Source organism: Paracidovorax konjaci (assembly GCF_900112675.1).
GTDB lineage: Bacteria > Pseudomonadota > Gammaproteobacteria > Burkholderiales > Burkholderiaceae_C > Paracidovorax > Paracidovorax konjaci.
In genome coordinates this window covers 84,444-110,325 of sequence record NZ_FOMQ01000008.1, presented here as the reverse complement: position 1 = coordinate 110,325, position 25,882 = coordinate 84,444, and the positions used below count along the sequence as shown (strand labels likewise).

Below are 25,882 nucleotides of genomic sequence, written 5' to 3'. Positions count from 1 at the left end.
CTTCCGCCCGGAGCGCTCCGATGTCCGCCACGCCGCTCCTGACCGACCCGCCCTCCGCCCCCGGCGGGCAGGCCGTGACCGTGGTGTCCGGCCGCACCGCCCTGGTGCTGGATTCCCCGCACAGCGGCACCGCCTACCCCCAAGACTTCCAGCCCGCGCTCGGCCTGGCCACGCTGCGCCACGCCGAAGACACGCACGTCGAGAAGCTCTACGCCTTCGCGCCCGGGCTCGGCACGGCCTGGGTGGAGGCGCACTTCCCGCGCATCTACCTCGACGCCAACCGCGACACCACCGAGATCGACACCTCGATGTTCGACGCGCCCTGGCCCGACCCCGTCACCACCGACCCCGCCGTGCTGCAGAAGGTGCGGCTGGGCAAGGGCCTCCTCTGGAAATGCACCGACGAGGGCCTGCCCATCTACGACCGGCCGCTCACCGTGGCAGAGGGGCGCGCGCGCATCGACCGCTGCTGGCGGCCCTACCACGCGGCCGTGGCGCAGGCCATCGACGCGGCGCACGCGCGGCACGGCTACAGCCTGCACCTCAACTGCCACTCCATGCCGGCCGTGGCCGCCAGCCACGCCACGCTGCACCCCGGCCTCGTGCACGCCGACTTCGTGATCGGCGACCGCGACGGCACCACCGCCGACCCGGCGCTCTCGCTGGCGCTGTGCGAATTCCTGCGGGCCCGGGGCTACGGCGTGGACTACAACCACCCGTACAAGGGCGTCGAGCTGGTGCGCCGCTACGGTGCGCCGGCACGGCACCGCCACAGCATCCAGGTGGAGATCAACCGCCGCCTCTACATGGACGAACGCACCCTGGCGCTGCAGCCGGAGGGCTTCGCGCGGCTCCAGGGCGACCTGCGGGCGCTCGTGGAGTGGCTGCTGGAGGTCGATCCACGGCGCCTGCGGGGCGGGTGAACGGCGTCTGACCGGCGGGAGGCCGGGCCCGCCGGCCCGCCGGCCCGCTGGCCGGCCGCGCCGTGCCGCGGTCGGAATCGACGGAATGCGAAGCGGCAGGTTCGCTTTCCCGCGCATCCCATCGTGCGAGTGCGCGGCGCCCGGTCCGGCGGCCCCTAGATTGGGTCATCCCGTTCCGAACAACCCCTTCCGGACCTGCCGCCATGACCTCTACCTCGCTCTCCGTTCCCTTCGGCGCCCCGATCCTGTCCTTCATGCCGCCGGAGTCCGGCCGTGCACCGGCCGCCGCCGCCCCGCGGGCCCGCACGGCCGCCGCGGCGAACGGGCTGCACCGCTGGTACGAGGCGCTGCAGGCTTGGTGCGACGCCGACCCGGGCCGTGTGCAGGCGCGTGCGCCGTCGGCGGCATCCGGCGGCGACAGCGCGGGCCTCTGGGGCCGATTGGCGGCCCGTGTGAACAAGCCCGGTGCCGGCGCCCGCGACGACCTCATGGAAGGCTTTGCCGGCCGCTGCAAGGAATTCGCCCTGGCCGCCGCACGCGGCACCGCCTTCGATGGCGGCACCGACGATGCCTGCTCCGAGCGCCGCGAAATCGCCGTGGGCCGGCTGCTGCTGGCCTACGAAGCGCAGGCCGACGCGCTGGACCTCTGCGCGCTCGGCCTCACCACGCTGCCGCCCGGGCTGGAACTGCTGGGCACGCTCGAACACCTGGACCTGTCGCGCAACAGCGGCCTGCGGCAACTGCCCGCGGTATTGGAGCGCTGCAAGGCGCTGCGCGTGCTCGCCGCCCGCCAGTGCGGCCTGTCCGCCGTGGCCCCGGAAGTCTTCGCGCTGCCCGGCCTGGCCGTGCTGGACCTGTCGGGCAATGCCGATCTGCGCTCACTGCCGCCCGAGGCCGCCCAGGCGCCCGCGCTGCGCGAACTGCACGCCGCGCATTGCCAGCTCGGCAGCCTGCCCGAAGGCCTGCACCGCATCGCCACGCTGGAGCTGGCCGACCTGTCGTGCAACCCCCGGCTCCAGGAACTGCCGGCGGGCTGGAACCCGGCCGATGCGCGGCTGCGCGTCCAGGGCACGCCGCTGGAACTCATGGCCGGCGTGCTGCGCCCCCTGCCGCTCACCCCGCGCCAGCGCGGCACGCTGGCCGAACACCTCGACGCGCTGGTCTGCGGCTGGCCCGCGCTGCAGGACCGCATGCATGCCGACCGCATGTTCGCCCAGCAGGTGGACCTGCTGCGCGGCAGCCTCTCGCTCGCCGTGCGCTCCGACTGGATGGGCACGCAGGAAGCCGGCGAGGACGCCGCGCACGCCGTCGCCGGCTGGCTGCGCGAGTCGCAGCCCATCACCACCGCGCGCCTGCTGGAGCTGGGCTGGCGCATCAACTGCCGCCCCGCCGGCGCGGACCGCCTGCGCACCCATGAGGCTGCGCCCGCGGCGGCGCCCGCTGCGCCCGCGGCGGCGCCCGCTGCGCCCGCGGCGGCGCCCGCCGCGCACGGCAGGCCGCGAGCCGGCGACTCCCTGGCCCGCCCCGCAGCGGCCATGCTGCACCCCGAAGCCCCGGCCGCCGCCACGCTGCCCGCCCACCTGGCCGCACTGGAGGCCTGGGCGGCCCAGGGCGACCCGTCGCGCGTGGCGCTCGATCCACTGGCCGCCATGGAGCGTGCCGTGCTGCTCTACCGGGCCCTGGTGAGCCTGCGGCCCCTCGACAAGGGCAACGAACCCGCCGCGCTCGCGGCCATGGACTGGGCCTTGCAGCAGCACGGCCTGCCGCCGGTCCTGCTGCCCGACGACCCGGCCTTGCCGGTCACCGGCCTGTTCTCGGCCGGCCGCGTGGCCCGCGGAGACACCGCCGCGGAGTTGCTGCAGGAGGTGGTGCGGCACATGGATGCGGTCGTCGTGCGCCTCGCGCCCCGCGCCCTGGCGCTGGCGGCCTGACCGCCGGGCCCGCCCGCTTTCCTGCCACGCGCGCTTTTCCGCCACCGCCCATGCCTTCTTCCGCCCTCGCCACCCCCCGCCCGTCCGCGCCCGCGCAAGCGCTGGCCGTCCCCGCCGCCGCAGGTGCGCGCGGCCTGCGCCTGCGCTCCGTGCCGGCCGACCTGGGTCAGCGCCGCTGGGAGCGGCAGTTGCGCGACTGGTGCGAGGCCGACCCCGAGCGCGGCGCCCCGGAAGGCCGCGGTGGCCTGCTCTCCCGCATGGCGCGCCGCTTCCAGCCCGGCGCGGCGGCCCACGGCTTTTCCGAGCGCCGCGAAGAGGCCGTGCAGCGTGTGCTCCAGGCCCATGCCGGGCGCGCGGCCACGCTCGACCTCGGGCTCCTCGCGCTGTCGGAGCTGCCGCCCGGCCTGGAGCGGCTGCCGCACCTGCAGGCCCTCGACCTGTCGAACAACACGGGCCTCTACCACCTGCCCGACGTGCTGGCGCAGTGCCGGGGGCTGCGCGCCCTCCGCGCCTGCAACAGCTTCGTGACCGAGGTGCCGGCGGGGCTCTTCCTGCTGCCGCACCTCGAAACGCTGGACCTGTCGGCCAATTTCGGCCTGTGCCGCCTGCCCGCCACCCTGGGGCAGGCCACACGGCTGCGGGTGCTGCGGCTCTCCCACTGCCGCTTCGAGGCCGTGCCGCAGGCCCTGGCGCACCTGCCGGCGCTGCAGCATGCGGACTTCTCGCACAACCCGCGCCTGCGGGGCCTGCCCGCGGGCTGGCCGGCCGGCGATACCCGGCTGGGACTGCAGGGCACCCCGGCCGCGCTGCAGGCCGAACTGCTGCGCCCCGCCGCATGGACCGACGCCGAGCGCAGCGCGCTGCGGGCCGGCCTGCACGGCATCGGCGCAGCGCCCGGCGCGCGCGCCTCCGATGCCGCGCGCCGTGCGCTGTTTCTTGCCGAACGCGTGGACGGCACGGCCACCGGCGCCTCGTGGGACGACGCCGCCCGTACCGTGGACGCCTGGGTGGCCGAGGGCCGTCCCCTGACGGCCGACGGCCTGCTGGAACTGGGCTGGATCGCCAACGGCCGCCCGCCGGGCGAAAGCCGCCTGCGCGCGCACGAGTTCCAGCGCGTGCCGGCAGGCGCCGGACCGGCGATGGACAGCTGCCGAAGCTACCCGCCCGTGGAATCGCTGCCCGGCCATCTGGCCGACATCGCGGACCGGCTGGGTGCCGGCCCCATCGACCCCATCGGCCCCACCGACCCGCTGGCGGCCGTGGAGCGCGCGGCGCTGCTCTACCAGGCCTTCATGAGCCTGCGCCCGCTGTCCGCGGGCAACGCGCCCGCGGCCCTGCTGGCGATGGACTGGGCGTTGCTGCAGCGCGGCCTGCCGCCCGCGCGGTTGCCGCCGGGCGAGACCGCGCTCTGCGATGCGAAGGTGTTCGCGGGCCAGCCCGGCTGCGGCGCCAAGGCGTTGGTGCAGCAGATCGCGCGCGGCCTTGCCGCGGGGGCGGTCCGCCGTCGATTCTGAACAGGGCGGTTGCAGTGCCGGGTCGTACCGGGCCTTACCGGGCCTTACCGGGCCTTACCGGGCCGCGGGGGCCCGGTCAGCCGCAGGTCCGCAGCGGCTTGCCCGCGAGTGCCGTGCGCAGCTGCGTTTCTGCCTGCGCGCGCAGCGCGGGGGTGGCGGCCGGCAGGCGCAGCACGTGGCTCGTGGTGTCGAAGCGTTCCTGCACCACGCGCGCCGTGCGCACCCCCTGCGTGCCGAGCAGGGCCAGCGCGCGCTCGGCCGCCTCTTCCGTCGTGAACCGCCCGAGCGACAGCCCCGGCTCCAGCGCCGTGCCCGGCCGGTCGTAGGGCACCTTGCGCGCGCGCAGCTCGGCGCGCTTCTTCTCCAGCGCCTCCTCGTCCGGAAAGCGCCCCATGTAGACCATCCAGCGGCCCGTGACCGACAGCGCCTCCAGGCTCCAGGTGCCGGCGGGCAGCACCGTGGACGCGGCGGTGCGCAGGACATCGGCCTGGCGGGGCTCGAACGGGCCGGCCTGCAGGCAGGTGGCTTCGGCGGCCGGCGTTGCGGAGGCCGTGGCCTCGGCGGCGGCGGCGGCGGGACCTGCCGCGGGGGCAACGGCGGCCGGTGCCACAGCCGCCGGGGCGGGGGCGATCGTGCCCGTTCCCGTGGCCGCGTCGCCGCCCGCGGGCCGGCCGATGCGCAGGCTCTCGGGGCGGATCTGCTGCTCCAGGCGCTGGGGCTCCGACTGCTCCGCCGGGCCCAGCCCCCAGCCGCGCAGCAGGCCCTGCACCCAGGCGTAATAGCCGGCATTCGCCAGCACGAGGACCAGGACGGCGGCGCGCAGCATGGCGGTGTTCTCCGTCAGGCGCCGGGCAGGGCCTGCCCGGCCGGCCGCACGCTGATCTCGGCGCTGGTCACGGCGCGCATGCCCTGGGGCGTGAGCACCAGCAGGGCGCCGTCCTCGGCCACGCCGTGCGCGGTGCCGGCCCCGCCGTCGCTCAGGCTGACCTCACGGCCGCGCAGCACGTCGCGCTGCTGGAAGCGGGGCTGCATGGGCGCGAAGCCGTAGGCCTCGAAGGACTGCAGCATGGCCACGAGCGGCGGCACCACGCGCAGCAGCGCGGCGGGCGCATCCAGCCGGTCGTCCACGTCGCGCAGGCTGCCGGGTGGGGTGGAAAGGCCTTCGGCCTGCGGCGCGCGCACGTTGATGCCCACGCCGGCCACCACGTAGCGCGCGGCGCGGCCCGTGCCGTGCGGCGCCTCGGGCGCACCGATAAGGCTGGCCGTCTCCACGAGGATGCCGCCGAGCTTGCGGTCGCCGTCCAGCCACAGGTCGTTGGGCCACTTCAGCCCCACGCGCGCGCGGCCCGGCGCAGCCACCGGCTGCAGGCTTTCGGCGATGGAGACACCCACCGCCAGCGACAGACCCGACCAGTCCTGCGGCGCGAGCGGCAGCCCCAGCGAGAACATGAGCGAGTCGCCCACCGCGTTGTGCCAGGGCCGGCCCAGGCGCCCGCGCCCGGCCGTCTGCACCTCGGCCACGAGCAGCGTGGGCTCGCACTGGCCGGCGCGCGCGCGGCGCATGAGTTCGGTGTTGGTGGAATCGATGCGGGGCAGCACCTCGACGGTGAAGCCGGGCAGCACGGGCGCCACGGCCTCCCACACGGCTTCGGCCGTCCAGCGCAGCGGTGGCGTGGCCGTGGCGGTCACGGGCGGGGGCTCCGGGCCTTGCGCCGGGGCGCGGCGGCGGCCCGGGCCTCGGGCTGTGCGGCGGCTTTCCTGCCGGGTTTCGCCTGTGCCTGTGCCTTCACCTTCGTTGTTTCTACCTTGCGCGGCGGGGCCGAAGGGCCGGGCGGCGCCCAGCCGCGCTTGGGGGCCAGCAGCGTGCCGCGGCACTGCGGGCTGCCGCACCAGCAGGGGTACTCGGCCTTGAGCTTGGGGGTATAGCGCTCGTCGATGATCAGGCCGTAGTCGTAGTTCAGCTCCTCGCCCGCGCGGATGTTGCGCAGCGCGGTGATGAAGATCCGGCCGCCGCGTTCGTCGGCGTAGCAGTTGGGCGCGCAGCTGTGGTTGATCCAGCGGGATGAATTGCCGCCATGCTTTGCATCGATGACACGGTCTTCATCGACATGGAAATAGAAGGTATGGTTGGGCTGCTTAGGATCGTGCGGGTGCCGGTCCTGGGCTTCCTGCCAACTGATGACCTCGCCCGTGTATTCGGCCAGTACCTCGCCCTCGGCGATGTCCTGCGCCGCGAACACGCCCCTGCCGTGCACACCCGAGCGCCGCACCTGGATGCGGCGGCCGCCCCTGGCGGCGGAAGGGTCGGCGGCGGGCGGTGCGGTGCGGGGCATGGCAAAACTCTGTTAGTTTGAATAGGCACACATGCGCAGGCGCGTGCGTAAGCGCGTATGCGCGCAAGAGACCGGAATTGTAGAAGCGCCCTCCGGGGCGAACCCCACAAAAAATGACCAAGACCCTGGTAATCGCAGAAAAGCCCTCGGTGGCGCAGGACATCGTGCGCGCGCTCACCCCCACGGCGGGCAAGTTCGACAAGCACGAAGACCATTTCGAGAACGACCGCTATGTCGTCACCAGCGCGGTGGGCCACCTCGTGGAGATCCAGGCGCCCGAGGAATTCGACGTCAAGCGCGGCAAGTGGAGCTTCGCGCACCTGCCCGTCATCCCGCCGTACTTCGACCTGAAGCCGGTCGACAAGACCAAGAGCCGGCTGAACGCGGTCGTGCGGCTCGCCAAGCGCAAGGACGTCACCGACCTCGTCAACGCCTGCGACGCGGGGCGCGAGGGCGAGCTGATCTTCCGCTTGATCGAGCAGTACGCGGGCGGCGCCAAGGGCGGGCTGGGCAAGCCCGTGCGGCGCCTGTGGCTGCAGTCGATGACGCCGCAGGCCATCCGCGACGGCTTCGGCAACCTGCGCTCCGACCAGCAGATGCTGGGCCTGGCCAGCGCCGCGCGCAGCCGCTCGGAGGCCGACTGGCTCGTGGGCATCAACGGCACGCGCGCCATGACGGCGTTCAACTCGCGCGACGGCGGCTTCTTCCTCACCACCGTCGGCCGGGTGCAGACGCCCACCCTCTCGCTCGTGGTCGAGCGCGAGGAAAAGATCCGCCAGTTCGTGAGCCGCGACTACTGGGAGATCCACGCGGGCTTCCATGCCGAGGCCGGCGAATACCTCGGCAAGTGGTTCGATCCGCAATGGAAGAAGAACAGCGACGACCCCGAGGCCCGCTCCGACCGCGTCTGGAACTTCCAGCGCGCCCGCGAGATCGCCGACGCCGTGCGCGGCAAGGCCGCCACCGTCACCGAGGAAAGCAAGCCCACCACCCAGGCATCGCCGCTGCTCTTCGACCTGACCAGCCTGCAGCGCGAGGCCAACGGCAAGTTCGGCTTCTCGGCCAAGACCACGCTGGCGCTGGCCCAGAGCCTCTACGAGCGCCACAAGGCCCTGACCTACCCCCGGACCGACTCGCGCGCCCTGCCCGAGGACTACCTGCCCGTGGCCAAGGACACCTTCGGCATGCTCGCCACCAGCGGCATGCGCCACCTCGCGCCCTATGCGCGGCAGGCGCTGGACGAGAACTACGTGCGCCCCTCCAAGCGCATCTTCGACAACGCCAAGGTCAGCGATCACTTCGCCATCATCCCCACCACGCAGGCGCCCAGCGGCCTCTCCGAGGCCGAGCAGAAGCTCTACGACCTGGTCGTGCGCCGCTTCATGGCCGTGTTCTTCCCGAGCGCCGAATACATGGTCACCACCCGCATCAGCCAGGTGGTGGGCCACAGCTTCAAGACCGAGGGCAAGGTGCTCGTCAAGCCCGGCTGGCTCGCCATCTACGGCAAGGAGGCCGCCAACGAGGTCGAGGACGGCAAGGCCGGCGACAAGGGCCAGCCGCTCGTGCCCGTCAAGCCCGGCGAGATGACCCACACGGAGTACGCGGAGCCCAAGGCCCTGAAGACCAAGCCGCCCGCGCGCTACTCCGAAGCCACGCTGCTGGGCGCCATGGAAAGCGCCGGCAAGCAGGTGGAAGACGAGGAACTGCGCTCGGCCATGCAGGAAAAGGGCCTGGGCACCCCGGCCACGCGCGCGGCCATCATCGAAGGCCTGCTAACCGAAAAGTACATGCTGCGCGAGGGCCGCGAGCTGATCCCCACGGCCAAGGCCTTCCAGCTCATGACGCTGCTGCGCGGCCTGGGCGTGGAGGAGCTCTCGCGCGCCGAACTCACCGGCGAATGGGAATACAAGCTCGCCCAGATGGAGAAGGGGCAGCTGAGCCGCGAAGCCTTCATGCAGCAGATCGCCGCCATGACCGAGCGGATGGTGAAGAAGGCCAAGGAATACGACCGCGACACCATCCCCGGCAACTACGCTACGCTCTCCACCCCGTGCCCCCACTGCGGCGGCGTGGTCAAGGAGAACTACCGCCGGTACGCCTGCACGGGCGCCGATGGGCGCGGCGACGGCTGCGGCTTCTCGTTCACCAAGTCGCCCGCGGGCCGCACCTTCGAGCCCGCCGAGGCCGAGGCGCTGCTGCGCGACCGGCGCATCGGCCCGCTGGAGGGCTTCCGCTCCAAGGCCGGCTGGCCGTTCACCGCCGAAGTCGCCATCGTGCGCGACGAGGAGGCCGGCAACTTCAAGCTGGAGTTCGACTTCGGCGACGACCGCGCGGGCGAGGAATCCGGCGAGCCGGTCGAATTCGCCGACGAATCCCTGGGCCCGTGCCCCATCTGCGGCGCGCCCGTGCACGAGCACGGCAGCAACTATGTCTGCAGCAAGGCCGTGCCCACCGCCGCCCAGCCCACGCCGAGCTGCACCTTCAAGAGCGGCAAGGTCATCCTGCAGCAGCCCGTGGAGCGCGAGCAGATGGCCAAGCTGCTGGCCACCGGCAAGACCGACCTGCTCGACAAGTTCGTCAGCATGCGCACGCGCCGCGCGTTCAAGGCCTTCCTGGCCTGGGACAAAGAGGCCGGCAAGGTGAACTTCGAATTCGAGAAGCGCGACAGCAAGTTCCCGCCGCGCAAGACTGCGGGCGCGGCCGCTCCTAAAACAGGAGCAGCTCGCGCAGCGAAATCGACGGCATCGGGCGCCAAAGCGGCCAAACCCGCGGCCAAGTCGGCCGCCAAGACCGCCTCCGCGGGCACCGCCGCTGCCGCCAAGAAGGCCCCCCGCAAGACCACCGCCGCCTCCGGCAAGGCCCCCAGCCCCGCCCTGGCCGCCGTGATCGGCACCGACCCGGTCGCCCGGCCCGAGGCCGTGAAGAAGATGTGGGACTACATCAAGGCCCACAACCTGCAGGACCCCAAGGACAAGCGCACCATCGTCGCCGACGCCAAGCTGCGCGAGGTCTTCGGCAAGGACAGCGTGGGCATGTTCGAACTGGCGGGCATCCTGGGCAAACACCTCGGAGGTGAATGAATGGCGATATCCCTATCCCTGAATAAAACGACCGCACGCACCCTGCTCGCCACCCTGGCCTGCGCCGCCGCCCTGGCCGGCTGCGGCGCCACGCCGAGTAAATCCGCCCACACGGACGACCTGAACAGCCAGAAGGGCGAGAGCGGCGTCACGGTGTTCGGCACCATCGACGCGGGCGTGGGGTCGGTGCGGTCCTCCCGCTGAGGCAGGGCGGCCGGGGCATGCCCGGCCGTGAATGGCGCTTCTGCACGGCGAGCGCCCAGTGGGCCCGTGGGCCGCAGGCATGTATTTGCCGCCGATATTTGAGTGGTATTCCTCGCAATGCTGCCCATGGCGACAGCGTTGAAGGCGCCGTACCGCTTCCTTCGGCAAGTGCGCCGCTGCATGTTGGCGGAACGGTGCAGCGCATGCAGCAGCGGCTCGGGCCTTGTCGCAATCTGCGGATTGATGAAATCGGGACAGGGCGGTGGCCGGATCAATCCGGTTGATTACCTTGGTGCATCAATGAATGCACTGTTCTTCGCCTGCTCAAGAATCCAGTTCCTGTCTTTGCCTTTTGCGCACCAGTCCTTATTTCTGACCCAGTCAGTGAACCAGAGAGAGGGTTGGCCTTCCAATTCATGGCATTCAAAATAGCCCCATCGTGGCATGAGGCGATGCTGTAGATAGGAAACAGCGGGGAGGCTCATTAGAACGACTGCCCCGAAGAAGATGATTATCTCCAGCAGCCGAACGGTTACTCTGATCACGTGGTCGTTGGCGGGTAGCGCCTTTGCTATCAGGCCTGCCATGGTAGTCAAAGATAACAAGATAATGATCGGCGTGAGCAAGGTCGCTACGCCGATACGTACAAACGGTGCAGATTCGCGGATGCCCTGGGCCATCGCCATGAGTTGCGCGGCACCAAAGACATAGCAGAAACTTGAAACAAGCACTGACAATGGGGCGTACCAGGCCAGGGTTCTTCTGATATGCCTGATTTCTACGCCTGACGTCGTTTTGCTCATCTTCACGGATGCATTTCAGACTGTTCTTTCACCCAAGCCCGGTCTTTTCCACGAACACACCACTGAGAGTTCCTGACCCAGTCGTTGGACCATTTATTGGGATGGCCTTGAAGAATATTGCAGGGTGAGTAACCCATCTGCGGCATGTACAGATATTGCAGTAAGGTGGCGGCTGGCATGCCGATGGACATGATAAATATTCCAGTGAACAAAGCCATATTGAATGCTTTGTTAAGCCATTGGGTTGCCTTATGTGCAGGGTTAACCGCTTTTACCATCAGCATGACTAATGTGAGAGCCAATATGGGCAATGCGCTGACGGTGGCCAGACTTGCGACTGTGATGCGGACATGTGGTGAGATATTCGCGAGATCATGGATGGTTGTGATCAGTTCTTTGAAAGCAAAGCAATATGTAAAACAAAGAAGCGCCAGCAGAAAAGGTCCGCCCAAAATCAGCGATTTTCTGATTTTCTTGGTTTCTACAGTGGCATACATGCAACATGTCAGGAATGGTTTTTTGGTTTCTGGGCTTGCTCGCGAATCCACTCTCTGCTCTTTCCAGCCACGCACCATGCGGGGTTTCTAACCCAATCATTGAACCAGATAGTGGGATGGTCTTGCAGGATATTGCATTTGGTATATCCAATTTTGGGCATCAACTGGTTTTGGGCAAACCACGCCAAAGGCATCCCAATAATTAGCATGAATAAAGAGAGGAAACCCATGAAATTAACTGCTCTGACCGAATGATTAATAAATATCTCTCTTGCTGGAATGGCTTTTAACGCAATACAAAGCACAGCGAGGCTGATCAAAATGATGATCACAGGACTTAGAATCGCGGCGCTGCCTAGTCTTGCGGAGGGCGCTTCTTCAATGACGTCTCTGATGCTTTCCATGAGAGGGATAAGCCCAAAGAAATAAAATAGAGGGAGTACTGCAATGGTGTAAGGAAGGCCCCATATCAGAGCCTTTCTGCTTTTGTTAATTTCTTCGGGAGAAATGCTCATGTTGATTATCTCTTGCAGATCGGGCAAAGCTAGTTGACTAACTCTTCGTGGATGTTGTTCATTGATCTTTCGGTAGATTCCTTGAATGCATGTGCGACCTCTTCGAGCCATGCCCTAGAATTTTCGTTGATCCTATAGAGTCCGGTGGGCACTTTTTCAGATGAATTCTTCAGCGCCGCAATAACTTTGGCCTTGATTTGATATTTGCTATCCATGATATTCCCTGTATAGCCTGCGCCGAACGCAACCACTGCCATTACGGCAAAAGGCAGTATCGCGATGGATGTGGCAGAACCAATCAATAAGGCAGCTCCATACCCGATCAGTGCCCCGAGCCCACCTTTCACCGCTTCCACGCCAATCCCCCCTACCAAGTCATACATCGTCTTTTCGTCGTTGAAGATGAAGTCCATCGTTTCAATCCCAGTAGAGACGGTCACGCCCAGCAGGAAGCCGCCTTTGGCGATCCCGGACAAGCTTTGCATTCCCAGCCCCAGCTTCATCATGATCGGATTCGTCGCCAGATACCGCGTCCCCGTCAGCGCCCCGCTGCGGTGCGCCGCATAGCCCTTGATGATGATGTACGTCCCGCTGGCCGTGGACTTCACGTAGCTCTTGATGCCCGCCATGCCGATGGCGTTCAGCGTCTTCGTGATGGCGAGGGCGTCGTTGGCGCTCTGGGCTGCGGGGCCCACCCAGGGTTCGGAGGTGTTGGGGCTGACGGTCTGTGCCCAGTATTGGCCGAAGGCGGTGTTGGCGAGAATGGTGCGCAGGGTGTTTTCCAGCCGCGGGTTATGGCGGGATTTATCTTGCAGGATGCTGAAGTATTGGTTCGGCGTCAGTACCAGGATATCCGCCTGATTGTTTTCCATCGATTGCGCGATGCTCTGCGCATAACCCATGGTGTAGAAAGTGGCCGCCAGTTCCGCGCTCATGCTTCTCCCGTGTTGGTTGTTGTTTGGGCGGCGCGGATTCTTGCATCGGAAGAGCGGTTTTCAAATGGCCGGCTCCGGTGGGGATTCGGTTTTCCCTCTTTTTCGATTCACGGGGCAGGGCGCGGGTTGTAAATATTTAATTCAAGCCCTTGATCTATTTTCAAAAGCCCCGGAGAAAATCGACCAATTGGCAGGCTCGGAAAACGGCCGGCTGCGTCGGTGCCTTGCGAGGGTTTTCGCCCCCTGCCATTGGGGAGCCGTCTGCTTCGGCGGTGGAACGACCGTAGCATGTGCTATTGAAAAGTGAGCAAACTTTTCAATGGATCCGGCGGCATGGAGCCTAAAAGACCCCAAACATCCGTGCATGCCGCCCATAAACGAGGCCTTGCCTGGTGCGGCGACAAGGGCCGGCATTACCCCTTCGGGCGAAGCGGACGGCAGGTCGCCTCCGTGGCCGGCATGCCTGTAGGTCGTCCGGCGTCTGGCGGTGAATGGGTGGGGGTCTTCACCCCGCCCTCACACCACCAGCCGCGAATGCCCGATGCCCCCGCCCTTTTCCACGCGGATCTGCGCGGGGATGCGTTCCTTCAGCGCTTCCACGTGGCTGATGATGCCGATCATCTTGCCGCTGGCGTTGAGCGAGTCGAGCGCGGTGAGGGCCACTTCCAGCGTGTCGCCGTCGAGGGTTCCGAAGCCTTCGTCGAGGAAGAGCGAGTCGATGGAGGTCTTGTGGCTCACCAGGTCCGACAGCGCGAGGGCCAGGGCGAGGCTGACGAGGAAGCCTTCGCCGCCCGAGAGGGTGCGCGTGTCGCGGGCGACGTCGCCCTGCCAGGCGTCCACGATGTCCAGCTCCAGCTCGCCGGTGGGCTTGCGGCGCAGCAGGTAGCGCGCGTGCAGGCGGGCGAGGTGCCGGTTGGCCAGGTGCAGCAGGTGATCGAGCGTGAGGCCCTGCGCGAACTTGCGGAACTTGTCGCCCTTGGACGAGCCGATGAGCCCGTCCAGCCGTTGCCAGAGATCGGATTCGGCGGTCTGCCGGCCGATCTGCTCCCACAGGGCCTGCCGGTCGGTGCGCAGTTGCGCATCGCGCGCCAGCAGGGCGCGGTGGGCGCCGATCCGCTCGCTGTGGGCGCTGCGCTGCGCCTCCAGGTCGTGCAGCCGGGTTTCCAGCGCTTCCAGCGGCTCGGGGGGATCCGCCTGCCCGGCCTGCAGCAGCCGGGCGTGCTGGTCCTGTGCGGCCTGCAGCAGGGCGCTGGCGCTGTGCTGCGCGGCGGCAAGGCGGTCTTTCAGGTCCGCCAGGCGCTGGCGTTCGGCCTCGGGCAGCCGCGCGGCCTCGAAGGCGCCCTGGTCGGCGAAGGGGCTGCGCTCCAGTGCGTCCTGCCAGGCCCGGGCTGCGGCCTCCAGTGCCAGGGCCTGCTGCTCCTGCGTGGCGCGGGTCTGGTCCAGGCGGCCATCGAGTGCGGCCAGGGCCTGGGCGAGGCGGTCGATGGCGTCGGTGCTGGCGGCCAGGGCGGCCGGCAGGTCGGCCTCGGCGGTGGCGGTAGCGTCTTCCGGGGTGTCCGATGCCGGTGGGTCGATTGCATGGCCTTCCGCGCCGCCGGCCGCCTGCACGGCGGCCCATCGCTGGGCCCAGGCCGCGGCCTGCGCCTGCGCGGTGTCCCGCTCGGCCTGTTGGCGGGTGATGGCCTGGGCCAGCACGTGCATTTGCTCCTGCAGGCGCTGCCAGTGCTTCCATTCGGCCTCGCGCGCCTGCAGCCAGGGCGTGGGGTCTTCGGGCAGTGCGTGGCCGGCCTCGTGCAGCGTGGCCCGCAGCGCCGATTCGAGCGATGCAGCCTCGGCCTGGGCGGTGTGGAGGTCCTGCTCCAGCGTGGCTTCGCGCGCCTGCGCGGCGAGCGCGGCCTGCTGCAGCAGTTCGAGCTGGTGCCGCGCGGCCTGCGTTGCCTGGGCCTGCCGGCCGGCTTCGGCCAGCGCGCGCTGCACGGCCTGCTCGCCCGTTTCGGCCGCCTGCAGGGCCTGGCCCTGCTGCGTGAGCGCATCGGCGGCGGCCTCCTGTGCGGCAGCCAGGCTACCGGCGTCCTGCCAGCCGTCGGCAGGCAGCGGGGTGCCACGGTGGGCGCCGGCCTCGGCGATGGCGGCGTCCCAGTGCGCCTGCCAGTCGGCCACCTGCCGGGCGACGGCCTCCTGCTGGCGCAGGCGCTCGGTGCGCTGGGCACGGCGGCCTTCCAGCGCCGCGGCCACGGCCTGGCCGGTGGCGACGAGTTCGTCCAGTTCGGCCTGCTTGCGCTGCAGCGCGGCTTCGGTGGCGGAGAGATCGAGCGCTGCGTAGGCGTCGATGGCGGGATGCTCCCGCGCGCCGCAGAGCGGGCAGGCCTCGCCGGGCTGCAGGGCCTGGCGGTGCTGTTCCAGGCTCTGGATGCGGCGCTCCTGCTCCAGCAGCCGGCGCTTGTCCGCCACCTGTTCCTTGAGCACGGGGTGCTGCGCGCGCAGGGCCTGCCGCTTCGCTTCGTGGTCGGCCACCGCGGTCTCGTCCTCCTGCAGCCGGTCGGCCAGCGCGGCCTGCTGGGCGGCGAGCGCCCGGCGCTGCTCGCCCAGGTGCACGATCTGTTTGCAGGCCGTGGCGTGGTCCTGGGCCTGCTGCCAGCGCGTGCGCAGCGCTGCGAGGCCGAGGCCGCCCAGCCGCTCGCGCTGCGCGGCCTCGGCGGTTTGCAGCGCGGCCTCCGCGGCCGCCTGCGCTGGCAGCGCGGCGTTCACCGCGGCGCTCTGCCGGTCGATGTGGCCGCTGCGCTGGGCGGCTTCGGTGCGCAGCGCCTCCAGGGCGGTGTGCAGATCCGCCACCTGCTTGCCGATCCGCAGGCGCTGCGCGAACTGCTGGCGCCATGCGCCCAGGCGCTCGCCCAGCAGCGCGTGCGGGGCGTTGGCCGCGCAGTCGTCGGCGTGGAGCCGGTGCGCGGCCTCGGTCTGCGCGAGCCGGTCCTGTGCGGCGCGGGCGATGTGGCCGGCCAGCGTGTGGGCGCGGTGGTGGTGCTGCCGCTGGGTGGCCGATTCCTGCGCGCGCTGCGCCTGCAGGCGGGTTTGCAGGTCGTCGGTGGCGGCCAGTGCGGTGCGCGCCTGCTGCAGCGCGGCGTGCGGCGCCTGCAGGGCCTGCGCGGGCTCGCTGTCGGCCAGGCGCCGCAGATCGGGCGCGGCGGCCTGCTGCGCGGCCTCGGCGGCGTGCTGCGCGGCGTGCGCGGACTCCAGCGCCTGCGCGCTCTGCGCCCATTGCCGGTGCCACTGCCGCCGGGCCTGCGCGTCGCCCTGCGCCCGCTGGACGTCGGCCAGCGCGAGCGACCACTCGCCGATCTCGGCCTCCATGGCGGCGCGGCGCTCGTCCGGCAGCAGCTCCACGCCATCGGCGCGCGCACGGAGCTGGTCCAATTGCTGGCGCTCCTCGCGCGCCCGCTCGAACACCCGGCGGGAGATCTCGCCGTAGATCTCGGAGCCGGTCAGCTCTTCGAGCAGCTCGGCCCGGTCGTTGGCGCTGGCGTTCAGGAAGGCCGCGAAGCCGCCCTGCGCGAGCAGCATGGAGCGCGTGAACCGCGCGAAGTCCAGCCCCGTGATCTCGGCCACGCGCCGCAGCTTGTCGTGGCTGTGGCTGCTCACGATGGTGCCCAGGCCCGTGGCGGGGTCCACCTGGGCCAGTTCCACCTTGGGGTCCTGCAGCGCGCCGTCCACCTTGTCGCGCGCGCGGCGCTGGCTCCAGAACGCGCGGTACACCGCGCCCTTCACTTCGAACTCCACCTCGGCCAGGCAGTCGGCCGTGTGGCGCGTCATGATGTCGTTGGCCGACTTGGAGACGCTCTTGAGCCGCGGCGTCTCGTGGTAGAGCGCCAGGCAGATGGCGTCCAGCAGCGTGGATTTGCCGGCGCCCGTGGGGCCGGTGATGGCGAACAGGCTGTTCTCGGTGAAGGGCGGCCGGGTGAAGTCGATGCTCCACTCGCCCCTGAGCGAATTCAGGTTCTTGAGGCGCAGCTTGAGGACCTTCATGGCGCCGCTCCTTCGGTGATGTCCCGCACGACGCCGCGGTAGCGCTGCGCGAGCGCGTCCTGCTGCTCCGGCGGCAGTGCGGTCTCCAGCGCCAGCCGCCGCGCGAACACGTCGTGCGGGCTGAGTTCGTCCAGCGTTTCCCGGGCGCTGCCGTCCAGGGCGGCCGAAGCGGCATGGCGCTGGCGGCGCACGCGCAGCACCTCCACCGGCAGGCCCTGCGCCATCGCGGCGATGCGCGCGGGCAGGTCGGCGAGGTAGTCGTCCTCGGCCACGGTCACTTCGAGCCAGGCGGGGGCCTGCGCGGTGCCCTGCGCACCCGCCTCGGCCATCGCCCCGGCCAGCGCAGCGAGGCTGCCGCCCACCGACACCAGCGCCTGGAAGCGCGGCACGGGCAGCGGCGTGACGCCCGCCAGCCCGCCGCCCCCGAGATCGACCAGCAGCACCTCCTTGGTCTGCCGCGCCTCGTCGAAGCCCAGCGGGAGGGGCGAGCCCGAATAGCGGATGTGCTCCAGCCCGCCCACCTTCTGCGGCTGGTGGATGTGCCCCAGCGCGATGTAGTCGGCCGGCGGGAAGGCGGCGGTGGGGAAGGCGTCGAGCGAGCCCACGTAGATCTCGCGCACCGATTCGCTGCGGCTCGCGCCCACCGTGGTGAGGTGCCCGGTGGCGATCAGCGGCACCGGCCGGCCCAGCGCCTCCTGCAACTGCGCCTGGCGCGCGCGGCCCGCCGCGTGGACGCTCTGGTAATACGCCTGGATGGCCGCCTGCAGCGACTGCTGCTTGTCCTCGGCGCTCTGCCCGGCCTGGCTCTGCAGCACGTCGCGCGGGCGGATGAACGGCACCGCGCACACCACGCAGCCCGCCTCGCCGCGGCCGCCCCGGCGCGGCAGCACGACCACGTGGTCTTCCGGTCGGCCCACCGCGCCCACCACGGTGGTCTGCAGCACGGCCAGCAGATCGCGGCTCTCGCCCAGCGTGGCGACGGAATCGTGGTTGCCCCCCAGCAGCAGCAGCGCCACGCCCGCGCGGTGCAGCTTCAGCACCAGATCGTTGTAGAGCCCGCGTGCGTAGCTGGGCGGCGTGCCCGTGTCGAACACGTCGCCCGCGATCAGCACCGCATCCACCGCGTGGGCATCGACCTGCGCCAGCAGCCAGTCGATGAGCGCCGCGTGCTCGGCCTGGCGGCTCTTGCCCATGAAATGCTGGCCGAGGTGCCAGTCGGAGGTGTGGAGGATGCGCATGGGGCTGGAATGTTCTGGGGCGGCTGAGGGGCAGGGGCCTATTCTGCGGCGGCACGGTGCGGGCTCCCGCGCGGGCGGAAAGCACGGCGGTACGGTATCCATCGAAGAGTGCTATTGAATATGTAGCAAACAATCGAATGGATCCGGCGGCATGGAGCCAAAAACGCTTCAAGGCCCTTGCGCATGCGTTCCAGCGTCGGGCCCGGCCGGCGGGGCGCCATGGCCTCTGCCTGCAGCGCCCATCGGAAACGAATGCCATGCACCCGAAGACCGGGGGCCCCGGGCGCCTATCCGCTGCGCCAGAATGCGCCGGCTACCCGGCCTTTTCCTTTTCTTGTTCCTGTTCAACCCGCAGAAAGAAAGAAGCGATTCCCATGACCGACCCCGATGGCTTTCCCGATCTCGAATACGTCGGCTTCTGGGCGCGCGTGGGCGCGACGCTGATCGACACGGTGCTGCTGCTGGTCGTCACGGTGCCGCTGCTGCTGGCGATCTACGGGCGGGCATATTTCGAGTCCGAACGCCTGCTCATGGGCCCGGCGGACTTCCTCATCTCCTGGGTGCTGCCGGCCGTGGCCGTGGTGCTCTTCTGGATCAGCCGTCAGGCCACCCCCGGCAAGATGGCCATCGGCGCCCGCGTGGTGGACGCCGCCACCGGCCGGCCGCTCACGCCGCGCCAGTCCGTGGGCCGCTACCTGGGGTACTTCGTTTCCTCCGTCCCGCTGGGCCTGGGCCTGCTCTGGGTGGCCTTCGACGGCCGCAAGCAGGGCTGGCACGACAAGCTGGCGGGGACCGTGGTGGTGCGGGCGAAGAAGCGCGGCGCGGAGGCGGTGAAGTTCACGGGGGGCGTGTGAAATCAGACGCCTGCGTTTTCACTTCCCGCTTCTAGTGAGCCATTCGCCTATGGATGGTGGGGCGGATTCGTCCTTTACCAGTCCATCCGTACTGGGGCGAAAAAGTGCTTGGAGAATCAGTTTCCTGTCGTCCTTGTCTTCCAACTTGTTGCCTTCCATAAGGGCCAGATACGTCTGGAGCATGACCATCCGCTCGCTGGCATCTGCATGAAGGTGCAGATGGCTGAGGAACATTCTGACCACGAGGCGCACGGCCCAGAAGCCGAAGATCGCCATCAGCGCGAACACTCCGATGCGCCAAGTGTCATGGGCGACGACTGCCGGATAGGGTTTGCCGGATTCGATGGAGGGTAGGGAGTCCATCTTGGAAAAGTAATCCGGCGCGAAGTGCGCCAAGCCAAGCATTGCAATGGCCAGGAGGATGGCGGTGGCTATGCCCCAGATCGTTGCGTACATCTGATGGCGGCTGCATTTGCCTTGCCAATATTTGTTGGGTTCTCTCAAGGCAATTTCTTCACGGAAAGTCTTTCGAATCGTTTCCATACCGTCCTGGTGTTTCTCGTGCAGGGCTTGGTGGTTTTTGGCATGACTTTCCAGAGCAGACTGTGAGAGTTGTATGGATTCTTCATACCGTGTCTCTAAATGATTAAAGCGGTCGGAGGATTCTGCGTAGTGTTGCTTTAGGTCGGTCGAGAGCCTGTCAACGATATCCATCCTGTTTTTCAACGGACCGTCATGGGAAGTGTGCAGGATGTTATATCGATCGATGATGCCGAGAGTGAAAGCATGCCAATCTGCGATGGATGCCTTGTTTCTCGATCTGCTGTTGGGTGGCTCAATAATCGTTGCCGCATAAATCTCTGCGGCACGCGCTCCGAATTGCTCATGGAAATCGCGGATCGCCCCTGCAATCGCGGTGCTGCTGTGAGGTAGTTTTTGCTCTACGAATAGCTGTTGAAATGTTGATAGATCCTCAATTCGAGGACGATCTTGCCTTTGGGTTATGGATCTTTGCAATGAATCTCTGAGGCCGATCAGGCTTGCCAAAGTTTTTGATAATGGCAGCAGGTTTCCTGTGGTATCAAAAGATTGCGCTCGAAGAAAACCCCAGGCAGTCACTTCTGCATGCACCCAGTCATGTAATTCGTGAATTGATTTCGGTGAAAATTTTTCCCCATGAGAGAGCTCTATTTCAATAATAGGGGCTTCCTGAAAATCGTTTGGGTCTGACATTTATTCCCTCCTAATAATGATTTTCTATTTAACAAGAGTTTTCTTTTCCGTCCGCACGCGGTTCAGCTGAAATAGCGTGGCTTGTCGAAGAAGACCGTCAAAGCTAATTTAGCCGCGAGTTTCACATGCGGGGCATAGCGTAAGCAGCATGCTGATAAGACGCTGGACAGCATGGCCGCGCCTGCGTGACTGCGTCCCTATCTCTCAGCCCACTACGATCCGTGTGGCTCGCTTTTCCCGTCCCTCCCGGGACGGCCGAACCTCCAGGAGACAACACCCCATGTTCAGCCACGTCATGGTCGGCGTAACCGACCTCGAAAAATCCAAGCGCTTCTACGACGCCCTGCTCGGCACCATCGGCGTGCCGCCCGGCGTCGCCAACAAGAACCGCTACTTCTACCGCAGCCCGCAGGGCCTGTTCGGCATCACCACGCCCATCAATGGCGAGGCGGCCACGCACGGCAACGGCAGCACCATCGGCTTCGCGATGCAGTCGCCGGAGCAGGCCGATGCGTTCCATGCCGCCGGTGTGGCGAACGGGGGCACGACCTGCGAAGACCCACCCGGCTACCGCGAAGGCCCGGCCGGCCGGCTGTACCTGGCCTATGTGCGCGATCCGGACGGCAACAAGCTCTGCGCGATGCACCGTCCGCCCAAGGCCTGACGGACGGGCCGTCAGCGCCCGGCGCCAGCGGGCAGGCCGGCCAGGAAGCGTGCGATGCGCGCGGCCAGTTCGGCAGGCTGCTCGCGGTGCGGCACGTGGCCCGCACCGGGCAGGATCTCCACGCGCGCGGCGCCGCCGGCCCATTGGGCGATGCGCCCGGGCTGCGCGGTGGAGCCGTATTCGTCCTGGTCGCCGTGCAGGGCCAGCACGGGGCAGGCGACGCGTGCCAGGGCGCTTTCGAGCGACCAATCGGCGAAGTTCGGATGCAGCCAGGTATCGACCCAGGCGTTCAGGGCCCAGTGCGCCTGGGCCTCGCCGTGGTAGCGGGCCAGGCGGTCCAGGGTGCCGGGGCTGGCCTGGAACTGGTCGCGTGCCTCGCGAATGCCTTGCCGCGTGCGCTCTTCCACCGTGGCCTGGGCAGCGATGGTGACCAGTGCCATGCAATTCCCCGGCGCTGCCGCCGCGCAGTGCACGGCCATGGCGCCGCCCACGCTGTGCCCCAGCGCCACGAAGCGCTCCACGCCCAGGTGCGCGCGCAGTGCCGGCAGGCTGGTGCGCGCTTCTTCTTCCACGAAATCGAACGGCAGCGGGCCCGTGCGCGCGTCGGACCGGCCGAAGCCGAGGCGGTCGTAGGCGATCACGTCGCGGCCGGTGGCGCGGCACAGCACGCCGGGGAAGTCGCGCCACAGTGCCACGCAGCCCAGCGAATCGTGGAAGAGCACGATGGGCGCGGGGTGAAGCTCAGCCCGCGTTCCCGCTTCCGATGCGGCTCCTGCGCCGGACGGGGGCGGGGCGCTCCAGCGCCGCACGAAGAGGCGGCCTCGGGGCGTGTCCACCCGGTCGTCACGGAACTCGGCGGCACGGTGGGGCAGGGCAGTGGAGGGAGGGTTCATGCCGGGCCATTGTGTCGCGGGCCGGAGGCACGGCCGGTCGCCAAGGCGAACGGGTGCGCGGGCAGGCAGGGCGATACGGGATACTCGCCGCCACCGCGCCCCCTCCGTCGGGGCCCTCCGTGTTTTCGTTCCCTTCCGTCTGTCTCATCCTCCACCCAAGGACTGCCCCATTGAAATCCGCCAGCCCGACCCTCTTCGACGAGGCCTACTACCAGCGCTTCTATTTCGACAAGAAGACCAGCGTGGTGGACCCGAAGCACATGGAGCGGCTGGGGGCTTTCGTGTGCAGCTACCTGAAGTACCTGCGCGTGCCGGTGGAGCGGGTGGTGGATGTGGGCTGCGGCATCGGGCTGTGGCGCAACCTCGTGGCGCAGCACTTTCCGGCGGCACGCTACCAGGGGGTGGAAGTCAGCGCCTACCTGTGCGAGCGCTTCGGGTGGCAGCAGGGCTCGGTGGTGGATTACGCGGCGGGTGAGCCCTTCGATTTCGTCATCTGCCAGGGCGTCCTGCCGTACCTGAGCCCGCCGGACCTGAAGGCGGCGCTCGACAACCTCGGGCGGCTGTGCCGCGGCGCGCTCTATCTGGAGGCCGTGGCGCGCGAGGACTACGAGCGCGACATCATCGACGAGGACCTGACCGACCCGCTGCTGTTCCGCCACCGCGCCGAAGCCTACCGGCGCGGGCTGTCGCGCCATTTCCGCGAGGTGGGCGGCGGGCTGTGGCTCAGCCGGGCGGCCGATGTGCCGCTGTTCGAGCTGGAGTGCGCGGGCGGGTAGCCCGGGCGGTCTTCGCCGGGGCCCGCGTCAGGGTGCGCGCAGCAGGATTTCGCGCACCTGCCGGTATTCCTCCAGGCGCTCCCGGTCGCGCGCCGTGGGCTCGGGAATGCGCGAGAGGTCGGAGTTTTCCGCGTTGTCGGCCAGTTTCACGGCCCGCGCCACCGGGTGGGCAGCAGCGCGGTGCGCGGCCTCGGTGCGCGATTCGCCGGGGCGCTTGGTGAGCGCCTCCACGGCCGCCAGCACCTCCGGCGCGAAGCCTTCCCGGGCGAGCCGGTCCAGCGTGACGGGCGTGTCTTCCACCACGTCGTGCAGCACGGCGGCGATGCGCTCGTGCACGCCGTGCAGGCGCAGCATCACGCGCAGCGGATGGAGGATGTAGGGCTGGCCGGCCTTGTCCGTCTGGCCGGCATGGGCTTCGGCCGCGATGGCGATCGCGCGTTCCAGGGTCGGCATGGGGCACTTCCTTTTTTTCCGTCGATGCGGTGCCGACGTTGGCCGGGCCGCGGGCCTTGCATTGTGCGGGGCGCGAGCCCATCCATGGGGCCGCCGAGGGACTCCGCCGAGCCTGCACTGTGGTTTCCATCAGGCAGAAAGAAAACGCTTCTGGCGTAAGATTGCAAATTGATACAAAACCCATAAAACCCAGAGAAGGAGGCGCCCCGTGGCGACGCTGATCCCGGCCATCGGCACGTGTGCAACCCGCATGACTTCGGGCGAGCGTCGGCTCGCGGAGCGGCTGGAGCGCAAGCTCGATGGCGACTACCGGCTCTGGTACGACGTGCCTGTAGGGCCGAAGCAGACGTACCCGGACTTCGTGGTGATGCACCCGCGGCGCGGCGTGCTGATCCTGGAGACCAAGGACTGGCGCCTGGAAACGGTGCGCAAGGCCACGCGGCAATACTGGGAGATCGCTCCGGACGGCGGCGCTCCCAAGATCGTGAAGAACCCGCTGGAGCAGGCCCGCCACTGCGCGCTGGAGCGCGACCCGCAGCTCGTGCAACCCGCGGGGCCGCACCAGGGCAAGCTGGCCTTCCCATGGGGGCACGGGGTGGTGTTCACGCGCATCACGCGCCGCCAGTTCGAGGCTGCGGGCCTGGGCGATGCCATTGCGCCGCACTACGTGGTCTGCCAGGACGAGATGCTCGAAGACGTGGACGCGGAGACCTTCCAGCAGCGGCTCTGGGGCATGTTCCCGCACCATTTCGGCGGGGCGATGTCGCTGCCGCAGATCGACCGCGTGCGCTGGCACATGTTTCCCGAGGTGCGCGTGCCGGCGCCGGGCCACGCGCCGGCCGCTGCGGAGGCGGCCGACGACGTTCCCGACCTGCTGCGCGTGATGGACCTGCAGCAGGAGCAGCTCGCTCGCTCGCTCGGCGAAGGCCACCGCGTGATCCATGGCGTGGCGGGCTCGGGCAAGACCATGATCCTGGGCTACCGCGCCGAGCACCTCGCGCGGCTGCAGGGCACGGCAGCCCCGGGCAGCAAGCCGGTGCTGGTGCTTTGCTACAACGAGCCGCTGGCCGTGAAGCTGGCAAGCACCATGGAGGCCAAGGGCCTGTCCGACCGCGTGCACTGCCTGCATTTCCACAAGTGGGCGCGCGCGCAGCTCGTGGCCTTCGGGCAGGGCCTGCCGGCGCCCTCGCTGCCGCGCGAGTCGTTCTTCGCCGACATGGTGGACCGCGTGGTCCGCGGCGTGGACAAGGGCCACATCCCGAGCGGACAGTACGCCGGCGTGCTCATCGACGAAGGCCACGATTTCGCGCCGGAATGGCTCAAGCTGGTGGCGCAGATGGTGGACCCGGCCACCAACAGCCTGCTCGTGCTCTACGACGACGCGCAGAGCATCTATGCCCGCGCGCGGCAAAAGCAGTTCAGCTTCCGCAGCGTCGGCATCCAGGCGCAGGGCCGCACCAGCATCCTCAAGATCAACTACCGCAACACGCGGCAGATCCTGCAGACCGCGCACCTGATCGCGGCCGACCTGCTCGCGCCCGAAGACAGCGGCGACGACGGCGTGCCGCTGCTGCAGCCCGTGAGCTGCGGCCGCGACGGCGAGGCCCCCGTGATCGTGCGCCTGCCCACCCTCCAGGCCGAGGCCGTGCAGGTGGCCCGCCGCCTGGCGGCCGCGCACCAGGAAGGCCATGCCTGGGGCGACATGGCCGTGCTGTGCCGCCACTATGCGCAGATGGAGGAATGCGCCGCCGCGCTGCGCCACAAGGGCGTTCCGCACCACGTGCGCAAGGGCGCGGGCACCTTCCACCCGGCCGACGACACGGTGAAGGTCATGACCATGCACGCGAGCAAGGGCCTGGAATTCCCGGTGGTGGCCCTGGTGGGTGCCGGCCAGATGCCGGCCGACGGCGAGGACGAGCGCGAAGAGGCCCGACTCTTCTACGTGGCGGCCACGCGCGCCACGCACCGGCTGGTGGTGATGGTGAGCGGGGAAGCGGAGTTCGCGCAGCGGCTGGAAGGGGCGCTGGCGGCGGCCTGAGGGGCAGGCTGCCGCGCGACGCACGGGCGCCTGGCCGGCGATACGGCAGGCAGGAGACGAGAGGGAGGTTTCGGTATGGACGGCATCGCTGCCATCAAGGTTGCGGACATTGCGGCGCTCGGGTCGCTGGGCGTCGCCATCGGGCTCGGCGGCCTCTTTTTGTGGATGGTGTGGCAGACGGAGTCCTGGCACATGCTGCGCCGGCGCGTCTGGCTGCTGGTGCACGGCAAGGAGGAGATATCGGACCCCGTCATTCGCGCCTATGTGGAAGAGCAGAACAACCTGGCCGCCTTCCACGTGTTCGCGGGCGTGCGCGTGGCGAGCCTGGGCGAGGCGCAGGCCCTGATGGCGTGGTGCGCTGCGCGGAACGTGAATCTGGGGGGGTTGCGCATGTGCGGCACCTACTTCGATCCGGAGGCGCGGCGCATCAGGGAGCGGTGGCTGCCGCAGCGGTGGATGGGGCATGCGCTGGGGGTTGCCGCCATGGTGCTCATGGTGGCGGGGCTGGTGTTTGCCTGGTCAATGACTTTGCCTCCCCTGATCACTCTGAAGAAAACGGGGCAGGCCTTTTTCGCCGAGGAAACGAGACTGCGCAAGTCTTGGCCTTTTCCACCGTTTTCGGCGCCCGCGTTGACTGCAGGAGATTGCGATAAATCGCGAGCGGAGGAAGCCCGCCGCATCGGCTTTGTGGAAAGCGACATCGCGATCATGTGCTCCCTGCTCAAGGATCGCGAGTTCGGTGCGTACCAGACCAAGGCTCTCCGAGAACAGCGGAGCGCGTTGGCGGCCCTTGCGGCCTTGATTCTCTTTTTTGCATACCGCACCGCCGTGTGGGCCGTGCGCATCGCCTGCGCACGCAAGCTCCTGCGCCGCGGCGTGGACCCCGCCCTGCCTGCCACGCAGATGGAATTCGATTTCTGACGGCCGTGCCCCGCGCTCCGCGCGAGACCAAGTGTTACGTCCCCGCGGGCACATCCG

At 68.7% G+C, this 25,882-nt stretch carries 22 protein-coding genes; 10 read left to right on the top strand and 12 right to left on the bottom strand.

Features of this window, described 5'->3' with window-relative positions:
- The first annotated feature begins 20 nt into the window (after positions 1-20).
- The 3 genes from BM144_RS13830 to xopAC (BM144_RS13820) all read left to right on the top strand — a co-directional run bounded on the left by BM144_RS13830 (position 21) and on the right by xopAC (BM144_RS13820) (position 4,368).
- Complete coding sequence (locus tag BM144_RS13830) at positions 21-923, top strand: N-formylglutamate amidohydrolase (protein WP_092953221.1); 903 nt, start codon at positions 21-23, stop codon at positions 921-923.
- 203 nt (positions 924-1,126) lie between these two features.
- Entirely contained in the window at positions 1,127-2,854 is a 1,728-nt protein-coding gene (gene xopAC, locus BM144_RS13825) for a XopAC/AvrAC family type III secretion system effector (protein WP_092953219.1), read from the top strand.
- A 50-nt stretch (positions 2,855-2,904) separates the two neighbouring features.
- Positions 2,905-4,368: a leucine-rich repeat domain-containing protein gene (gene xopAC, locus BM144_RS13820; RefSeq protein WP_245783663.1), complete on the top strand. Its 1,464-nt coding sequence runs from the start codon at positions 2,905-2,907 to the stop codon at positions 4,366-4,368.
- Between the two features lie 76 nt (positions 4,369-4,444).
- On the opposite strand, the gene BM144_RS13815 is transcribed toward xopAC (BM144_RS13820), so the two are convergent.
- Genes BM144_RS13815 through BM144_RS13805 form a run of 3 tightly spaced genes read right to left on the bottom strand, consistent with a single transcriptional unit; the run spans position 4,445 to position 6,701 of the window.
- On the bottom strand, positions 4,445-5,194 hold the full coding sequence (locus BM144_RS13815) for an SPOR domain-containing protein (protein WP_092953217.1): 750 nt from the start codon (positions 5,192-5,194) through the stop codon (positions 4,445-4,447).
- A 14-nt stretch (positions 5,195-5,208) separates the two neighbouring features.
- Positions 5,209-6,057: a biotin--[acetyl-CoA-carboxylase] ligase gene (locus BM144_RS13810; protein ID WP_092953215.1), complete on the bottom strand. Its 849-nt coding sequence runs from the start codon at positions 6,055-6,057 to the stop codon at positions 5,209-5,211.
- Entirely contained in the window at positions 6,054-6,701 is a 648-nt protein-coding gene (locus BM144_RS13805) for an SET domain-containing protein (RefSeq protein WP_092953213.1), read from the bottom strand. The genes BM144_RS13810 and BM144_RS13805 overlap by 4 nt, the downstream gene beginning before the upstream one ends.
- 113 nt (positions 6,702-6,814) lie before the next feature.
- Between BM144_RS13805 and BM144_RS13800 the strand changes: the two genes are divergently transcribed.
- Both BM144_RS13800 and BM144_RS13795 read left to right on the top strand, forming a co-directional pair.
- Positions 6,815-9,781, top strand: coding sequence for a DNA topoisomerase III (locus BM144_RS13800; protein WP_092953211.1), 2,967 nt, complete (start codon positions 6,815-6,817; stop codon positions 9,779-9,781).
- Positions 9,782-9,985: a hypothetical protein gene (locus BM144_RS13795; protein ID WP_092953209.1), complete on the top strand. Its 204-nt coding sequence runs from the start codon at positions 9,782-9,784 to the stop codon at positions 9,983-9,985.
- Between the two features lie 284 nt (positions 9,986-10,269).
- Here BM144_RS13795 and BM144_RS13790 read toward each other — a convergent pair whose 3' ends face one another.
- From BM144_RS13790 to sbcD, 6 genes are all read right to left on the bottom strand, one after another.
- A complete protein-coding gene (locus tag BM144_RS13790) occupies positions 10,270-10,794 on the bottom strand; it encodes a hypothetical protein (protein ID WP_139225719.1) in 525 nt (174 codons plus the stop codon).
- Positions 10,791-11,285, bottom strand: coding sequence for a DUF1240 domain-containing protein (locus BM144_RS22805; protein WP_139225718.1), 495 nt, complete (start codon positions 11,283-11,285; stop codon positions 10,791-10,793). Before BM144_RS22805 ends, BM144_RS13790 begins: the two co-directional genes overlap by 4 nt.
- A gap of 8 nt (positions 11,286-11,293) precedes the next feature.
- On the bottom strand, positions 11,294-11,800 hold the full coding sequence (locus tag BM144_RS22800) for a DUF1240 domain-containing protein (RefSeq protein WP_139225717.1): 507 nt from the start codon (positions 11,798-11,800) through the stop codon (positions 11,294-11,296).
- Positions 11,801-11,829: 29 nt separating this feature from the next.
- Positions 11,830-12,735: a hypothetical protein gene (locus BM144_RS13775; RefSeq protein ID WP_092953201.1), complete on the bottom strand. Its 906-nt coding sequence runs from the start codon at positions 12,733-12,735 to the stop codon at positions 11,830-11,832.
- Between the two features lie 516 nt (positions 12,736-13,251).
- Positions 13,252-16,755: an AAA family ATPase gene (locus BM144_RS13770; protein WP_092953199.1), complete on the bottom strand. Its 3,504-nt coding sequence runs from the start codon at positions 16,753-16,755 to the stop codon at positions 13,252-13,254.
- Positions 16,752-17,993, bottom strand: a complete 1,242-nt coding sequence (gene sbcD / locus BM144_RS13765; protein ID WP_092953197.1) for an exonuclease subunit SbcD — start codon at positions 17,991-17,993, stop codon at positions 16,752-16,754. Before sbcD ends, BM144_RS13770 begins: the two co-directional genes overlap by 4 nt.
- Before the next feature lie 374 nt (positions 17,994-18,367).
- Here sbcD and BM144_RS13760 point away from each other — a divergent pair, with 374 nt between their 5' ends.
- The gene (locus BM144_RS13760) at positions 18,368-18,847 is read left to right on the top strand and encodes an RDD family protein (RefSeq protein ID WP_092953195.1); all 480 of its coding nucleotides are present in this window, start codon (positions 18,368-18,370) and stop codon (positions 18,845-18,847) included.
- Between the two features lie 18 nt (positions 18,848-18,865).
- Here BM144_RS13760 and BM144_RS22795 read toward each other — a convergent pair whose 3' ends face one another.
- Complete coding sequence (locus tag BM144_RS22795) at positions 18,866-20,080, bottom strand: DUF6161 domain-containing protein (protein WP_139225716.1); 1,215 nt, start codon at positions 20,078-20,080, stop codon at positions 18,866-18,868.
- A gap of 280 nt (positions 20,081-20,360) precedes the next feature.
- Here BM144_RS22795 and BM144_RS13750 point away from each other — a divergent pair, with 280 nt between their 5' ends.
- Positions 20,361-20,744, top strand: coding sequence for a VOC family protein (locus BM144_RS13750; RefSeq protein WP_092953191.1), 384 nt, complete (start codon positions 20,361-20,363; stop codon positions 20,742-20,744).
- A gap of 11 nt (positions 20,745-20,755) precedes the next feature.
- Here the strand turns inward: BM144_RS13750 and BM144_RS13745 are convergent, their stop codons facing one another.
- Positions 20,756-21,637, bottom strand: coding sequence for an alpha/beta fold hydrolase (locus BM144_RS13745; RefSeq protein WP_092953189.1), 882 nt, complete (start codon positions 21,635-21,637; stop codon positions 20,756-20,758).
- Between the two features lie 170 nt (positions 21,638-21,807).
- On the opposite strand from BM144_RS13745, the gene BM144_RS13740 reads away from it, so the two are divergent.
- Positions 21,808-22,413 (top strand): class I SAM-dependent methyltransferase, encoded by a 606-nt coding sequence (locus BM144_RS13740; protein ID WP_092953187.1) that lies wholly within the window; start codon positions 21,808-21,810, stop codon positions 22,411-22,413.
- 27 nt (positions 22,414-22,440) lie between these two features.
- On the opposite strand, the gene BM144_RS13735 is transcribed toward BM144_RS13740, so the two are convergent.
- A complete protein-coding gene (locus tag BM144_RS13735; protein WP_092953185.1) occupies positions 22,441-22,866 on the bottom strand; it encodes an HD domain-containing protein in 426 nt (141 codons plus the stop codon).
- 208 nt (positions 22,867-23,074) lie between these two features.
- Here BM144_RS13735 and BM144_RS13730 point away from each other — a divergent pair, with 208 nt between their 5' ends.
- Positions 23,075-24,904, top strand: coding sequence for a 3'-5' exonuclease (locus BM144_RS13730; RefSeq protein ID WP_092953183.1), 1,830 nt, complete (start codon positions 23,075-23,077; stop codon positions 24,902-24,904).
- Positions 24,905-24,979: 75 nt separating this feature from the next.
- Positions 24,980-25,825: a DUF6216 family protein gene (locus BM144_RS13725; protein ID WP_092953181.1), complete on the top strand. Its 846-nt coding sequence runs from the start codon at positions 24,980-24,982 to the stop codon at positions 25,823-25,825.
- Positions 25,826-25,882: the final 57 nt, after the last annotated feature.

Bases quoted from the DNA above. Each gene is read 5' to 3' on its own strand.
- BM144_RS22795 (WP_139225716.1), bottom strand. From the start codon at position 20,080: ATGTCAGACCCAAACGATTTTCAGGAAGCCCCTATTATTGAAATAGAG.
- BM144_RS13725 (WP_092953181.1), top strand. From the start codon at position 24,980: ATGGACGGCATCGCTGCCATCAAGGTTGCGGACATTGCGGCGCTCGGG.
- BM144_RS13775 (WP_092953201.1), bottom strand. From the start codon at position 12,735: ATGAGCGCGGAACTGGCGGCCACTTTCTACACCATGGGTTATGCGCAG.
- xopAC (WP_245783663.1), top strand. From the start codon at position 2,905: ATGCCTTCTTCCGCCCTCGCCACCCCCCGCCCGTCCGCGCCCGCGCAA.
- BM144_RS13795 (WP_092953209.1), top strand. From the start codon at position 9,782: ATGGCGATATCCCTATCCCTGAATAAAACGACCGCACGCACCCTGCTC.
- xopAC (WP_092953219.1), top strand. From the start codon at position 1,127: ATGACCTCTACCTCGCTCTCCGTTCCCTTCGGCGCCCCGATCCTGTCC.
- BM144_RS13830 (WP_092953221.1), top strand. From the start codon at position 21: ATGTCCGCCACGCCGCTCCTGACCGACCCGCCCTCCGCCCCCGGCGGG.
- BM144_RS13805 (WP_092953213.1), bottom strand. From the start codon at position 6,701: ATGCCCCGCACCGCACCGCCCGCCGCCGACCCTTCCGCCGCCAGGGGC.
- BM144_RS13750 (WP_092953191.1), top strand. From the start codon at position 20,361: ATGTTCAGCCACGTCATGGTCGGCGTAACCGACCTCGAAAAATCCAAG.
- BM144_RS22800 (WP_139225717.1), bottom strand. From the start codon at position 11,800: ATGAGCATTTCTCCCGAAGAAATTAACAAAAGCAGAAAGGCTCTGATA.
- BM144_RS13735 (WP_092953185.1), bottom strand. From the start codon at position 22,866: ATGCCGACCCTGGAACGCGCGATCGCCATCGCGGCCGAAGCCCATGCC.
- BM144_RS13745 (WP_092953189.1), bottom strand. From the start codon at position 21,637: ATGAACCCTCCCTCCACTGCCCTGCCCCACCGTGCCGCCGAGTTCCGT.
- BM144_RS13770 (WP_092953199.1), bottom strand. From the start codon at position 16,755: ATGAAGGTCCTCAAGCTGCGCCTCAAGAACCTGAATTCGCTCAGGGGC.
- sbcD (WP_092953197.1), bottom strand. From the start codon at position 17,993: ATGCGCATCCTCCACACCTCCGACTGGCACCTCGGCCAGCATTTCATG.
- BM144_RS13815 (WP_092953217.1), bottom strand. From the start codon at position 5,194: ATGCTGCGCGCCGCCGTCCTGGTCCTCGTGCTGGCGAATGCCGGCTAT.
- BM144_RS22805 (WP_139225718.1), bottom strand. From the start codon at position 11,285: ATGTATGCCACTGTAGAAACCAAGAAAATCAGAAAATCGCTGATTTTG.
- BM144_RS13800 (WP_092953211.1), top strand. From the start codon at position 6,815: ATGACCAAGACCCTGGTAATCGCAGAAAAGCCCTCGGTGGCGCAGGAC.
- BM144_RS13760 (WP_092953195.1), top strand. From the start codon at position 18,368: ATGACCGACCCCGATGGCTTTCCCGATCTCGAATACGTCGGCTTCTGG.